Raw genomic sequence first — 13,530 nt, forward strand, 5'->3', positions numbered from 1 at the left:
TGGAAACAAAAAAACCCCTCAGCCCATAAGGCTCTCAACGAGGGGTATGCACGTGTGGTGACGTTCTCTCATCGAAGAAAATCACAAGGCCCATGACCATGGGTGCGGTCATTTCGTGTCACGCGCTAGCTAATGACGACTGGGAGCTTTGTTTGCATAAGAGTAGTCTCCCGTTTTCCGCTCCGGAGTGTCAAACAGCACCGCCACTATCTCATTATGTGGACATGTAGTCCACCTAGTGGGCACCGAGTCGGAGGCACCTGCCTGAACCGTGTGCTCGCACGGTTCAGGCAGGCAGCTCCTAGTTGCAGTAGGCGCCGGTGGAGGCGCTGTTGACCAATTTCACGTACTTGGCCAGTACACCCGTGGTGAACTTGGCTGGCAGAGGTTCCCAACCGACCTTGCGCGCCTCCAGCTCGGCCTCGTCCACCAGCAGGTCAAAGGAGCGCTTGGCGATGTCGACCCGAATCCTGTCTCCGTCCTTGACGAAGGCGATGGGCCCGCCGTCGACCGCTTCAGGGGCCACATGGCCAATACACAGCCCGGTAGTGCCTCCGGAGAAACGGCCGTCAGTGAGCAGGAGGACGTCCTTGCCCAAACCGGCACCCTTGATGGCGCCGGTGATGGCGAGCATCTCGCGCATGCCGGGTCCGCCCTTGGGCCCTTCGTAGCGGATCACCACGACATCCCCGGCGTGAATTTCTCCATTGTCCAAGGCGGCCAATGCGCCCTGCTCACGTTCAAAAACTCGGGCGGTGCCCTCGAAGACGTCCAGGTCGAAGCCTGCGCTCTTCACAACAGCACCGTCCGGGGCCATGGAGCCGTGCAGGATGGTAATGCCGCCCGTCTTGTGAATGGGGTTGTCCAGCGCACGCAGCACCTTGCCGTCGGGGTCCGGCGGGTTGATCTCAGCCAAGTTTTCCGCGACTGTCTTGCCTGTGACGGTGAGGCAGTCGCCATGGATGAGACCAGCGTCGAGTAGTGCCTTCATGATGACGGGCACGCCGCCAATCTTGTCCACGTCGAACATGACGTAGCGGCCAAACGGCTTCAGGTCACCCAGGTGCGGGATTTTATCGCCAATGCGGTTGAAGTCATGAAGCGTCAGGTCCACCTGTGCCTCACGAGCGATGGCCAGAAGGTGCAGCACCGCATTGGTGGAGCCCCCGAAGGCCATGGTGACGGCGATGGCATTTTCAAAGGCCTTCTTCGTCATGATGTCCCGGGCACAGATGCCCTTTTCCAGCAGGTGGACAACGGCCTCGCCGGACTTGCGTGCGTACATGTCGCGGCGGCGGTCGGCGCTGGGCGGGGCGGCCGAGCCAGGCAGCGACATGCCGAGGGCTTCACCGATGCACGCCATGGTGTTGGCGGTGTACATGCCACCGCAGGCACCTTCGCCGGGACAGATGGCCCGCTCGATCGAGTCAAGATCCTTCATGCTCATCTTGCCGGCGGCGCAGGCGCCGACGGCTTCGAAGGCGTCAATCAGGGTGACTTCCTTCTCCGTGCCGTCCTCGAGCTTGGCAAACCCGGGCATGATCGAACCGGCATAGAGGAACACGCTGGCCAGGTTCAGGCGGGCTGCGGCCATGAGCATGCCCGGCAGGGATTTGTCGCAGCCGGCCAGCAGCACCGAACCGTCGAGCCGCTCAGCCATCATGACGGTCTCAACGGAATCTGCAATGACCTCACGCGAGACAAGGGAGAAATGCATCCCTTCGTGTCCCATGGAAATGCCGTCGGAGACGGAAATGGTGCCGAACTGCATGGGGAAGCCGTCGGCGGCGAAGATGCCCTCCTTGGCGCCCTGCGCCAGCCGGTTCAAGGACAGGTTGCAGGGGGTGATTTCATTCCACGAACTGGCCACACCAATCTGTGGCTTGCGGAAATCGTCGTCGCCCATGCCGATGGCCCTGAACATACCGCGGGCCGGGGAGGCATGAATGCCGTCCGTGACCACCCTGCTGCGGGGTTTGACGTCTGGCTTGCCGTCCGCTGTCCGAACGACGTCGCCTGCTGGTTCATTTGAATTGGTGTCCACGCTCATGCTGGCAGTCTACGACCGAAAGCGTGATCCAAGCCACTGTGCCGGTTCGAGTCGTGACGAACCCATCGAAGCGAGGAATTTTTCTTCGATGAAACCCACGGAATTTCGGGAGAAATCCACCCCTTTGGTGTGATCTGACTCTCAACGGGACTTTTCGATTTCACAGTCAAGGAAAAAAGCCGTATAGTTTTATCCCGTTGCGGGGAACACGACGGACACAATCCAGATGTGCTTCACAGCAGCGCTAAGATGCACCTCTAGCTCAATTGGCAGAGCAATTGACTCTTAATCAATGGGTTTCGGGTTCAAGTCCCGAGGGGTGCACAGAGAAAACCGCTTCAATACTAGTAACAACTAGTATTGAAGCGGTTTTTTTATTGCCCCAGCACGTTCGACATCCGTTTATCCCCAACAACTTCATCGATAAGAACTTCAGGAGTCCTTCCATGAGTGAACGCCTTGTTCCCGGCGATTCGGCCCCCGCATTCAGCCTGCCCAACGCCGAGGGTGGCACCACCGCGCTGGCGGATTTCTCCGGACGCCGGGTGATTGTGTATTTCTACCCCGCCGCAATGACCCCGGGATGCGCCAAGCAGGCCTGCGACTTTCGGGACAGCCTCGCCTCGTTGCAGGATGCCGGCTACCAGGTGCTGGGCATCTCACCGGACCCGGTGGCGAAGTTGGAGAAGTTTGCCGCTCGGGACTCCCTCACCTTCCCCCTGCTCAGCGATGCCGACCACGCCGTGGCATTGGCGTATGGCGCTTGGGGAGAAAAGAAGAACTACGGCAAGATCTACGAGGGCTTGATCCGCTCCACGCTGGTAGTTGATGAAGCTGGCAAGGTTGCCGTGGCCCAGTACAACGTGCGCGCCACCGGGCACGTCGCCAAGTTGCGCCGCGATTTGTTGCTCGACGCCGTCTGACACCTACCGCCTGATCCTCGCCACCCGACACCTATTGGGTGGACCAAGAAGTGGAAGAACAAAAGACCCCCGCCGATTTTCATCAGCCGGGGCCTTTCTGTTGGTGCGCAAGAGGGGACTTGAACCCCTACGCCCGAAGGCACAGGTACCTAAAACCTGCGTGTCTACCAATTCCACCACTCGCGCAACGCTCGTGAAGCTTGAATCATACTACCGGCTGCAAGCAGTACTTTCGACCACCCTTGCAGCCGTGGAAGGGCAAAAGCCCAGATTCCCCCACTATGATGAGTGGCTGATGGAACGTTCGCGCTGCAAGGAGAAACGACAACGTGCAAAGCCCCGCCGGCCCCCTGCGAAAGGTGACGTGGCGTGCGGTGGCCCTGAGCGCCGTCGTTCTTCTGACATCAACAGCCTGCACGGCGACGCCGCTGCCCACCCCCGCCACGACAGCCTCGCCCGCAGCACCGGCCCCCACCGCCACGTTCAACTTTGGCACCGGTTCCGAACCGATGGGCTTTGACCCGGCGCTTGTAGCGGACACCGAGTCCTACAGGGTCACGCGCCAGGTGTTGGAAGGCTTGGTGACGATTGACCCCGTCACGAGCGCACCGGCCCCCAGCCTGGCCACGAAGTGGACCGAGCTCGACAACGGGCTCGGCTACAGTTTCGCCCTGCGCCCTGACGTGACATTCCAGGACGGTACCGCCTTTGACGCGGCAGCGGTGTGCACGAACTTCCAACGCTGGTTCACCCTGCCCCCTGCCATCCGCGGCGACGGTTCAGCCACGATGTTCAAGCAGGTGTTCCGTGGATTCTCAGATGAGCCCGACTACACGATCTATCAAGGATGCAGCGTCGACGGGCCGCTGAAGGTCACGCTGAGCGTGAAAGTGCGGCTCACCGGTTTCCTGCAAGCCCTCACCCTGCCAGCCTTCGCAATCTCCTCCCCTGCCGCTTTGACGTCAGGCACAGCGAACGTCCTTGATGAACAGTTTTCCGGCAAGAAGATCTCCCGCTACGCCCAACATCCTGTGGGCACGGGGCCCTTCACCTTTACTTCAGCAACCGTCGGTGCCGTCACGATGAACGCGTATCCAAATTATTGGGGCGAAAAGGGTGACATCAAGACGCTGAACTTCAAGACTTTTAACGAACCCGACACCCGCTATGCCGCGCTGGATGACGGTTCCATTGACGGTTTTGACCCTGTCACGCCCGGCAACTACGACAAACTCATCAAAAACGGCAAGCAGGTGCTCCAGCGGGACCCGTTTTCAGTCGTGTACCTGGGCATCAACCAAAAGATCCCCGTTCTTGCTGACCGGAAGGTGCGCGAAGCGATTGCCGGATCGATCGACAAGGCCTCCCTTGTCAGCAACTACTTCATCGCAGGCACTGCGGCCACCGCGCAGTTCATCCCACCCAAGCTCAGCGGCTTCAATAACGCCGTGGAAGGCATCCCCTACGATCCGGCGAAAGCCAAGGAGGTGTTGGCCGCCTCCAGCTACAAAGGTGAGGAACTGAAATTTTATTACCCCACCAACGCCGCGCGGCCATACCTGCCGCTGCCGGAAAAGGTGTATGCACAGATTGCCACGAATCTCACGGCCACCGGATTCAACATCAAGCCCGTTCCCATTCCGTGGAACGAAGGCTACGTCCCCGCCGTCACCGGCAATGAAGACCACGCGCTGAGCCTGCTTGGCTGGAATGGCAGCTACGCGGATCCGGATAACTTTGTGGGCCCGCTATTCGGCTCCCCCACCAAGCTCCTGGGCATGGATGATCCTCAATTGGTCTCCAAAATCACCCGTGCACGCAGCATCCCGGACGGCCCGGACCGCGTGGCGGCCTATGAAGCAATCAGCAAACAGCTGGCCGCAACGGTTCCGGCTGTGCCGCTTGCATTCCCCATCTCAGCGCTCGCCCTCTCAAGCCGGGTAGTTTTCTACCCCCTGAGTCCCGTCTTGAACGAGGTCTTCAACAAAGTGAAATTGGCCCCTGCGCCACAGTAGATTTGGCTGTGGCAGAACCAGCCATCAAGGAAGAATTTAGGCAAGGAGCTCCTGCCGCGATACGCTTCTAGCGCCAGTAAGAGCCTCTACCGGAGTTGACTGTGACCTTCATCTCGAACACCAAAGACGCTGACGTTGTCCTCATTGGAGGCGGCATCATGAGCGCCACGCTGGGCACCATGCTCAAGCAACTCGAACCAACTTGGAAGATCGCGCTGTTTGAACAGCTTGATACTCCCGGGTTGGAGTCCTCAAGTCCGTGGAATAACGCCGGCACCGGCCACTCCGCGCTCTGTGAGCTCAACTACACCCCGGCTGCCGAAGACGGTTCGGTCAACCCTGCCAAAGCGATCAACATCAATGAGCAGTTCCAACTCTCGCGCCAGTTCTGGTCGCACTTGGTGGACCAGTCCCACATTGGCTCCCCCAAGGGCTTCATCAACACCGTCCCACACATGAGCTTTGTCATTGGCGAAGAGAACCGCAAGTTCTTGAAGACTCGTTACGAAGCGTTGAAGCCAAACCCCGTTTTTGCTTCCATGCTGTACAGCGACGATCCCGCAACCATTGCCAAGTGGGCACCGCTTGTGATGAACGGCCGGGATCCGAAGGAAGTCGTGGCGGCAACGTACGCCGAGGAAGGCACAGACGTCGACTTTGGTGCGTTGACCCGTGAACTGATTGGCTACATGGCCAACAGCGGGGTCGAAGTCAACTACGGCACCACCGTCACCGACGTCGCACGAACCCCGGACGGTCAATGGGACGTTTCCCTCAAGCACCCGAAGTCCGGCGAGCACAGCAAAGTCAAGGCAAAGTTTGTATTTGTCGGCAGTGGCGGCGGCGCCCTGCACTTGGTGCAGCGTTCAGGCATTCCCGAAGGCAAGGGCTATGGCGGCTTCCCCGTCTCCGGCCAGTTCTTCCGCTGCACGGACCAGCTGATCGCGTCCCAGCACAGCACGAAGGTCTACGGCCAGGCGTCGGTTGGCGCACCGCCAATGTCCGTGCCGCACCTGGATACCCGCTTCGTTGACGGCGAACGCTCATTGCTGTTCGGCCCGTATGGCGGCTTCTCCACCAAGTACCTCAAAAACGGCAGCTACATGGACCTGCCCGGTTCCATCCGACCCAACAACATCATCCCAATGCTGGCCGTGGGCAAGGACAACCTCGACCTGGTGAAATACCTTGTGGGCGAAGTGACGAAGTCCCGCGGCGGAAAAGTCCATGCCCTCAACGAGTACTTCCCGGAAGCCAACGGCGAGGACTGGGAATTGATCACGGCAGGTCAGCGCGTGCAGATCATCAAGAGGGACGCCAAGAAGGGCGGAATCCTGCAGTTCGGCACCGAGGTCATCACGGCAGCCGACGGGACCCTCTCCGCTCTGCTGGGCGCCTCCCCGGGAGCCTCCACGGCAGTGCCCATCATGATCGAACTGTTGCAGCGTTGCTTCCCGCGCCAGTTCAAAATGGACTGGCAGCAGTCCTTGCGCGTCATGATGCCCACCTATGGCACCAAGTTGAATGAAAATGCGGAACTTTTCCAAAAGACGCTGGCTGCCACAGCTGCTTCCCTGCAGCTGGACTAAGTAAGGCGCCGAAGCAGCGCAAGCAGCTGAAGTGGGACAAGCAGCTGGAGTGGGGCAAACAAGTTTCTCCCGGTGCCGGACGGGGCCGGCATAACGCAGTGGGAGTGTGTTGATGTTTAATCTGGCCAGGATGTCGTTGGCGAACAGGGCGCTGATTGCCTTGATCACGGTTTTTGCGCTGGTGTTTGGTGTCATCACACTGGGCTCGTTGAAGCAGGAGCTCATTCCCAGCATCGAGTTCCCGCAGATCACAGTGGTCTCGGCCATGCCCGGTGCCTCACCGGCTGTGGTGGACAAGCAGGTCAGCGAGCCTCTCGAGGCCGCGCTGAACGCGGTGGAGGGACTGGAATCCAGCACCTCCACCTCCCGCAGCGGCGTCTCAACCATCAATCTGGCGTTCCAGTACGGCACCAACCTTGACCGTGCCCGGAACCAGATCGACCGGGCCATCTCCAACGTCAGCCAGCGGCTCCCCACCGGCGTTCAGCCGCAGCCCATTGCCGGCAGCATCTCCGACTTCCCCATCGTGTTCCTAGCCGTTTCCTCCAACCAGGACCTGGCTGCACTGAACACCGACCTTGCGCGCATTGCCGTTCCCGCGCTCATGAAGATCGACGGCGTGCGCAGCGCCGATGTGAGCGGAGCCAACTCCCAGCACATCGCCATCCTCCCGGACCCAGCCAAGATGGCCGCCGCCGGTGTCTCCGCCGGAGCCATCGCGAAGGCGCTGGCCAACAACGGCACCCTTGTGCCGGTCGGTTCCCTCGAGACCGGCAAGCTGACGCTCCCCATCCAGGCCGGCAGCCCTGTCGACTCCATCGACGCCGTGAAGGCACTCCCGCTGGCCACCACCGGCCCCGGTGCCGGTTCCGGTGGCCCGGCCGGTTCCGCACCGACCATTGCCGAGGTGGCCAGCGTCGCCTTGGCCGACGACGCCACCACGTCCATCACACGCACCAACGGCAAGGCCACCTTGGCACTGTCCATCACAAAGAAGCCGGCCGGGGACACTGTGACGGTGTCCAAGGCGGTCGAGGCCGCACTGCCGGGAATTGCCGCATCACTGGGCAACAACACCACTTTCACGACAGTCCTGGACCAGGCCCCGTTCATTGAAAAGTCCATCCACGACCTCACGGTGGAGGGTCTGCTGGGACTTGGGTTCGCCGTCGTCGTGATCTTGATCTTCCTCATGTCGGTACGCTCCACGCTGGTCACCGCCATCTCGATCCCGTTGTCGCTGCTGGTGACCTTCATCGGGCTGTGGGCCACAGGCTATTCGCTGAATATCCTCACGCTCGGCGCGCTCACCATTGCCATTGGGCGGGTGGTGGACGACTCCATTGTGGTGATCGAGAACATCAAGCGGCACCTGAGCTATGGGGAGGACAAAAAGGTCGCGATCCTGGCTGCTGTGAAGGAAGTTGCTGCGGCCATCACCGCCTCGACCCTGACCACAGTGGCCGTGTTCCTGCCCATCGCTTTTGTGGGCAGCCTGGCCGGGGAACTGTTCCGGCCCTTCGCGCTCACAGTGACGTTTGCACTGCTGGCTTCGCTCCTTGTTTCGCTGACCATTGTGCCCGTGCTGGCGTTCTGGTTCCTGAAGTCCACCGCTGCCACGGACGACGCCGGATCCGCCTTGCGTGGCAAAGCCCTGCTGCGCGCTGTGGAAGAGAAGGAGCGTGCTTCATGGCTGCAGCGCGGCTACCTGCCGGTCCTTGCCAAAACGCAGAAGCATCCGGTGGTGACCCTGCTGGCTGGCGGCATCATTTTGGCTGCGACTTTGGCCCTGATCCCGCTGATGCCCACCAATCTACTTGGCGACACAGGTCAAAACAGTGTCACGGTGCAGCAGGACATGCCGGCCGGGACAAGTCTTGACGTAACGGATGCGGCCGCAGCCAAGGTCGAGAAGGTGCTGAAGGGCATTGACGGAGTCACTGACGTCCAAGTCACCGTCGGCAATGCATCCGGCGGCTTCTCGGCGCTTCTTTCATCTGGCGCCTCAAGTGCCCGGTTCCAAGTCATCACCAATCCCGATGCGGACCAGGTAAAACTGCGTGAGACCATCCTCAATGACGTCAAGACTGTCAAGGACGCCGGGAACGTCAGCCTGGGTTCCCAGGGCGGCGGCTTCGGTATGTCAACCACGGTGGACATCACCGTCAAGGCCACAACTGGAGCGGAACTCCAAGATGCCAGCGACGTGCTGGTCAAGGCCATGACCGGCCTCCCAGGATCCCAGTCAGTACAGAGCAACCTCAGCGGCACCCAGCCCGTTGTCCAGGTCAGCGTCGACCGCGCCAAAGCCGTGGCCGCGGGTCTGGATGAACAACAGATCACCGGACTACTGGCCGCAACTGTCAGCCCCATCCCGGGCGGCACGGTGCGCATCGACACCACTGACTACAAGGTGCAGATCGGCACCGGCACACAGTTTGACTCCGTGCAGGCGCTGGCCGCCGCCCAAATCCCCACAGCTGGTGGCTTCGTTCCCTTGTCCGGAGTGGCCACAGTTGCCGAAGTCCAGTCACCACTGACCATTACCTCCTCCAATGCCCAGCGCACGGCCACCATTTCGGTGGCACCGGAAGGCAACGCCCTCGGCTCGCTCAGCAGTGAGGTGCAAAAGAAGCTGGACGAGACCGCGCTTCCGGCTGGCGTCTTAGCCGACATTGGTGGGGCAGCAACCCAACAGGCAGAGTCTTTTTCCCAGCTTGGTCTGGCCATGTTGGCGGCCATCGCCATTGTGTACGTGATCATGGTGGCAACGTTCAAGTCTCTCATTCAGCCCTTGATCCTACTGGTCTCCATTCCCTTTGCGGCAACCGGGGCCATTGGCCTGCTGCTCATCACGGGAGTGCCGCTGGGCCTGCCATCACTGATTGGCATGCTGATGCTGGTGGGCATTGTGGTCACCAACGCCATTGTGCTCATCGACTTGATCAACCAGTACAGGCAACCTGCGGATGACAGGCCAGCCATGAACGTGGCCGACGCCATCGAACACGGCGCCCGGCAACGCCTGCGTCCCATCCTCATGACCGCACTGGCTACGATCTTCGCGCTGACGCCCATGGCTTTGGGGGTCACCGGCGGTGGCGGATTCATCTCACAACCGCTCGCCATTGTGGTGGTAGGCGGCCTGGTGTCTTCCACCGCGTTGACATTGGTCCTGGTCCCCGTGCTGTACCGCCTCGTGGAGGGCCGCAAGGAACGCCACGATCTCATCAAGGCGCTCAAGGTTCTACACTCTCCCGCCGGCAGCCCGAAATCCGGCTCCGGCTCCACCGGTTCGAGTTCCACTCCCCAAGGTTCCACACAGCCGGTCAAGCCCACCCCGTCCACCGAGTCCAGTGCACAGTTCCAAGACTGGACCACCGGAGCAATCCCGAAGGTGCGGGGCCGCCGCGCCGCCGACTAGGCAAATCCCGCACACACAAACGCTGATTTTGAGCACATACGCACCTTGTCCGCTTATACGGTTGTCACAAACTCCGCTTTTGCAGACAAGGTGCGTATTTGCGTTTCGGAGGCCGTTTCACTGCGGCAGCGTCGGTCCGAAGGCCAGTTTCGGCACAAAGTACAAGGCGATGGCGGCGACCAGCGCCGTCACTCCACAAATGGTCCACACCAGCATGTAGCCCGCAAGCGGCGCCGCCGTGTTTCCGGACCCTGCGATGATCGACCCCAGCGCCTGCCCTGCCAGCGCAATGCCGAACACTGCGGAGGCAAAGGCGCCACCGACCGTCTTGGTGGCGTTGGTCAGCCCGGCAGCCATGCCCGTCTGGGTCAAGGGTGCAGCAGCTGCGGCAGCCGACGGCAGCGCCGCCACCAACGCACCGCTACCTAGGCCCGCTATGACCATGTTGACCAGCACTTGGGACATGGAACCGTGGAAGGGGAGGAACAACAGGTAACCAACAGCCACAAGGAGAGCCGCGCCTATCAAGGTGATTCTCGGCGTCGTCCGTTTCGTCACAAGCGGATAGAGCAGCGCTCCGACAAGCAAGCCCAGTACGTACACGCCGATCAAGATCGAGACCAGCCCGGAGCTGACGCCAAGGCCATAGCCCACGTCGTCAGGGTTGGTGCGGGCGAACGTGGACAGCGGCGCTTGTGCACCCAACACCGGGACGCCGAACAGGAACGCCGTCAGTTGGATCGGCCACATACTGGGCTGGCGCAGGAGACGAATATCGATGAGGGGATCCTTGTGGCCCAATTCGTGGCGAGTGAAGGGCACCAACGAGGCAATGCCAAGCACGACGGCGGCCCACGCCCACCAGGTGCTCGGGCCGTTGATACGCATGAATGTCAGGCCGGCTGTGATCAACAACAACCCGGTTGACAAGAGATACAGGCCGACAAGATCTACGCGGCCACCCGTGCGATTTGCAGATTCAGGGACGCCGAAGAGGATCACGAAGAAGCACAGCGTCACGGCGATGGCAGGGAGCATGAGCGTCACCCAGAGATGGTCGGGTAGAGCACCGCCGATGAACCCGCCCGCCAAGGCGCCTACGATCACGCCAAATTCGAGGCCGGCCACGAGGATTCCGGCTGATTTGCGGGTGAGCGCGGCGCCGTCGGGCCTATGGTGGGAGCGGCTGTAGATGAGTGCGATTTCCAAGGGAAGCCATACGACGTAGAAGCCCTGAAGTGCCCAGGCCAGAAGAAAGAGCCAAAAGTTGGGGGCGAAGGCTACGCCCCACGAGGCCGCGGCGGTCAACGCTGTGGAGACGAGGAGAACTTTTCGGTGGCCGATCATGTCGCCCAATTTGGCCAGCACCGGAACGACGAGCGCGCTGACCATGAGCTGGGCGGCTTCGAACCAGTTGACGTCAGCGTCGTGGATGTCCAGGAAACGGGCAATGTCTGTCAGCAGCGGCGTGTAGTAGCCCTGAAGTATGCCACTGGTCAGTTCGACTAATACCAGAAAGCCTACGATGGCAGTGGCAGTGGGAGCGATCCTTAGAGGTCTTCCGGCCATTCCCCGTTGCAATGGTGCCATTGCTCTCCTCAGTATTTTCAATGACATGGATTACTTGCCATGGAAAGCATCCTAACGGCAGCTGGAAGCAGAAACTGGTTTTTGGACGGGAACATACTGGCCAGCGCTTTGGTTGAACCGTACATTAGATACAAACGCATATATCTCGTGTTAGACACGCAGGACTTGAGGAGCACCACATGCAGGTCGGAATTTTCAGCGTTGGGGACGTTACCATGGATCCCACCACCGGGCGCACCCCCACCGAACACGAACGATTAAAGGCCATCACCACCATCGCCAAGCATGCCGAAGACGTCGGCATGGACGTGTTTGCCACCGGCGAGCACCACAACCCGCCGTTCTACCCCAGCTCCCCCACGACGATTCTGGCCTTCATTGCTGCACAAACAAAGAAGCTCATCCTCTCCACAAGCACCACGCTCATCACCACCAACGACCCCGTGAAGATTGCCGAGGACTTCGCCACGCTGCAGCATCTGGCCGAGGGACGCGTGGATTTGGTGCTGGGCCGCGGCAACATGGGCGCGGTCTACCCCTGGTTTGGCAAGAACAACAACGACTCCGTGGAGTTGACGGTTGAAAACTACTCGCTGCTGCGTCTGCTGTGGGATGAGGAAATAGTGAACTGGGAAGGCAAGTTCCGCACCCCGCTGCGCGGATTCACATCCACCCCCAGACCGCTCGACGGCGTTGCCCCCTTCGTGTGGCACGGCGCCATCCGGACGCCTCAGGTTGCGGAAATCGCGGCCTATTATGGTGACGGATTCTTTGCCAACAACATTTTCTGGCCGAAGGAGCACTACCAGAAACTGATCAGCCTCTACCGTGAACGCTACGCGCACTACGGGCACGGTACTGCCGAACAGGCCATCGTGGGCCTTGGTGGGCAGTTCTTCATTCGCAAGAACTCGCAGGACGCCGTAAATGAATTCCGACCGTACTTCGACAACGCCCCCGTCTATGGGCACGGGCCGTCAATGGAGGATTTCACGTCCCAGACGCCGCTGACCGTGGGCAGTCCGCAGGAGCTGATCGAAAAGACACTCACCTTCCGTGACTACTTCGGCGACTACCAACGCCAGCTATTCCTTGTTGACCATGCCGGACTGCCGCTGAAGACTGTCCTGGAACAATTGGATCTCTTTGGCTCCGACGTCCTGCCCACACTCCGCAAGGAGTTTGCTGCAAACCGACCGGCTGACGCCCCGGACGCACCCACGTTCGAAGCCCGACGCGAAGCAGCCCGGGCCGCTGCAGCCGTCGAACATTCAACCACCACACCATCGGGAGTGAACTAGCATGTCAGCAGCTGCACACCGCCGGTTGACCACCGATGCATGGGAGTCCTTACTGCGTTCGCAAGTTGCCGTGATGCGTGAACTTCATCGGGCGCCCATTTTCAATGAGGTGGGCAGCCGCGAATACGACGTGCTGTACAACCTCTCACGATGCCCCACCGGCTGGCTGCGACTCAATGAGCTCAACGACAATGTGCTGCTGACGCAGCCCAGCATCTCGCGCATGGTGGACCGGCTTGAAGCACGCGGTCTGATCCGGCGAAGAACACCCGAGAATGACCGACGCGGGGTGTTAATTGGTTTGACTGAGGAGGGCGCCGTCCTGCAAAAGAAGGTGGGCAGGGAGCATGTTCGCAACATCATGGAGTTGATGGAGGCTGCCTTGACGGATGAAGAAATGCTGACGCTGCTGGAATTGACTGGCAAGCTGCGGGACTCGGTTGCAGTCCGCTAAGGAAGTCCTGCCCGCACAAGGCCGAGCCACGCAAGTCACCACGAATCTGAATTGCTGACTGTCTTTTTGGGGAGGCCGTGGTGGTAGTGGTTGCGGCGTGGTGTTTGTTGGGGGTCGAGGGGGTAGGGGGCGGTGTAGTGGGGTGTGCCGTTGATGAGGGTGGCGTGCCAGGTGCTGTTGTGGA

At 60.5% G+C, this 13,530-nt stretch carries 8 protein-coding genes and 2 tRNA genes; 7 read left to right on the plus strand and 3 right to left on the minus strand.

Going from position 1 to position 13,530, the window contains the following annotated elements:
• Nucleotides 1-301 precede the first annotated feature (301 nt).
• Complete coding sequence (gene ilvD, locus JMA46_RS11550) at nucleotides 302-2,050, minus strand: dihydroxy-acid dehydratase (RefSeq protein ID WP_207345482.1); 1,749 nt, start codon at nucleotides 2,048-2,050, stop codon at nucleotides 302-304.
• Nucleotides 2,051-2,301: 251 nt separating this feature from the next.
• Here ilvD and JMA46_RS11555 point away from each other — a divergent pair.
• Nucleotides 2,302-2,374: transfer RNA gene (locus tag JMA46_RS11555), tRNA-Lys, on the plus strand.
• 122 nt (nucleotides 2,375-2,496) lie between these two features.
• On the plus strand, nucleotides 2,497-2,973 hold the full coding sequence (gene bcp, locus JMA46_RS11560; protein WP_207345483.1) for a thioredoxin-dependent thiol peroxidase: 477 nt from the start codon (nucleotides 2,497-2,499) through the stop codon (nucleotides 2,971-2,973).
• A 101-nt stretch (nucleotides 2,974-3,074) separates the two neighbouring features.
• Here bcp and JMA46_RS11565 read toward each other — a convergent pair.
• A tRNA-Leu gene (locus JMA46_RS11565) sits at nucleotides 3,075-3,159 on the minus strand.
• A gap of 143 nt (nucleotides 3,160-3,302) precedes the next feature.
• Here JMA46_RS11565 and JMA46_RS11570 point away from each other — a divergent pair.
• The 3 genes from JMA46_RS11570 (at nucleotide 3,303) to JMA46_RS11580 (ending at nucleotide 10,001) form a co-directional block, all read left to right on the plus strand.
• Nucleotides 3,303-4,988 carry an ABC transporter substrate-binding protein gene (locus JMA46_RS11570; RefSeq protein WP_348770136.1) on the plus strand — a complete coding sequence of 562 codons (1,686 nt, stop codon included), beginning with the start codon at nucleotides 3,303-3,305 and terminating at the stop codon, nucleotides 4,986-4,988.
• A 101-nt stretch (nucleotides 4,989-5,089) separates the two neighbouring features.
• The gene (locus JMA46_RS11575; protein WP_207345484.1) at nucleotides 5,090-6,577 is read left to right on the plus strand and encodes a malate:quinone oxidoreductase; all 1,488 of its coding nucleotides are present in this window, start codon (nucleotides 5,090-5,092) and stop codon (nucleotides 6,575-6,577) included.
• 112 nt (nucleotides 6,578-6,689) lie between these two features.
• A complete protein-coding gene (locus tag JMA46_RS11580) occupies nucleotides 6,690-10,001 on the plus strand; it encodes an efflux RND transporter permease subunit (protein WP_207345485.1) in 3,312 nt (1,103 codons plus the stop codon).
• Nucleotides 10,002-10,118: 117 nt separating this feature from the next.
• On the opposite strand, the gene JMA46_RS11585 is transcribed toward JMA46_RS11580, so the two are convergent.
• On the minus strand, nucleotides 10,119-11,591 hold the full coding sequence (locus tag JMA46_RS11585) for an MFS transporter (protein WP_348770137.1): 1,473 nt from the start codon (nucleotides 11,589-11,591) through the stop codon (nucleotides 10,119-10,121).
• Nucleotides 11,592-11,770: 179 nt separating this feature from the next.
• On the opposite strand from JMA46_RS11585, the gene JMA46_RS11590 reads away from it, so the two are divergent.
• Together JMA46_RS11590 and JMA46_RS11595 are read left to right on the plus strand one after the other, a co-directional pair.
• Nucleotides 11,771-12,892 carry an LLM class flavin-dependent oxidoreductase gene (locus JMA46_RS11590; RefSeq protein ID WP_207345486.1) on the plus strand — a complete coding sequence of 374 codons (1,122 nt, stop codon included), beginning with the start codon at nucleotides 11,771-11,773 and terminating at the stop codon, nucleotides 12,890-12,892.
• Between the two features lies 1 nt (nucleotide 12,893).
• Nucleotides 12,894-13,346, plus strand: a complete 453-nt coding sequence (locus tag JMA46_RS11595; RefSeq protein ID WP_207345487.1) for a MarR family transcriptional regulator — start codon at nucleotides 12,894-12,896, stop codon at nucleotides 13,344-13,346.
• Nucleotides 13,347-13,530 lie beyond the last annotated feature (184 nt).

The sequence above is a fragment of the Arthrobacter sp. E3 genome, assembly GCF_017353415.1.
GTDB lineage: Bacteria > Actinomycetota > Actinomycetes > Actinomycetales > Micrococcaceae > Specibacter.

Coding starts and splice junctions, on each gene's coding strand:
- ilvD (WP_207345482.1), bottom strand. CDS start 2,050: ATGAGCGTGGACACCAATTCAAATGAACCAGCAGGCGACGTCGTTCGG.
- bcp (WP_207345483.1), top strand. CDS start 2,497: ATGAGTGAACGCCTTGTTCCCGGCGATTCGGCCCCCGCATTCAGCCTG.
- JMA46_RS11580 (WP_207345485.1), top strand. CDS start 6,690: ATGTTTAATCTGGCCAGGATGTCGTTGGCGAACAGGGCGCTGATTGCC.
- JMA46_RS11585 (WP_348770137.1), bottom strand. CDS start 11,591: ATGGCACCATTGCAACGGGGAATGGCCGGAAGACCTCTAAGGATCGCT.
- JMA46_RS11590 (WP_207345486.1), top strand. CDS start 11,771: ATGCAGGTCGGAATTTTCAGCGTTGGGGACGTTACCATGGATCCCACC.
- JMA46_RS11595 (WP_207345487.1), top strand. CDS start 12,894: ATGTCAGCAGCTGCACACCGCCGGTTGACCACCGATGCATGGGAGTCC.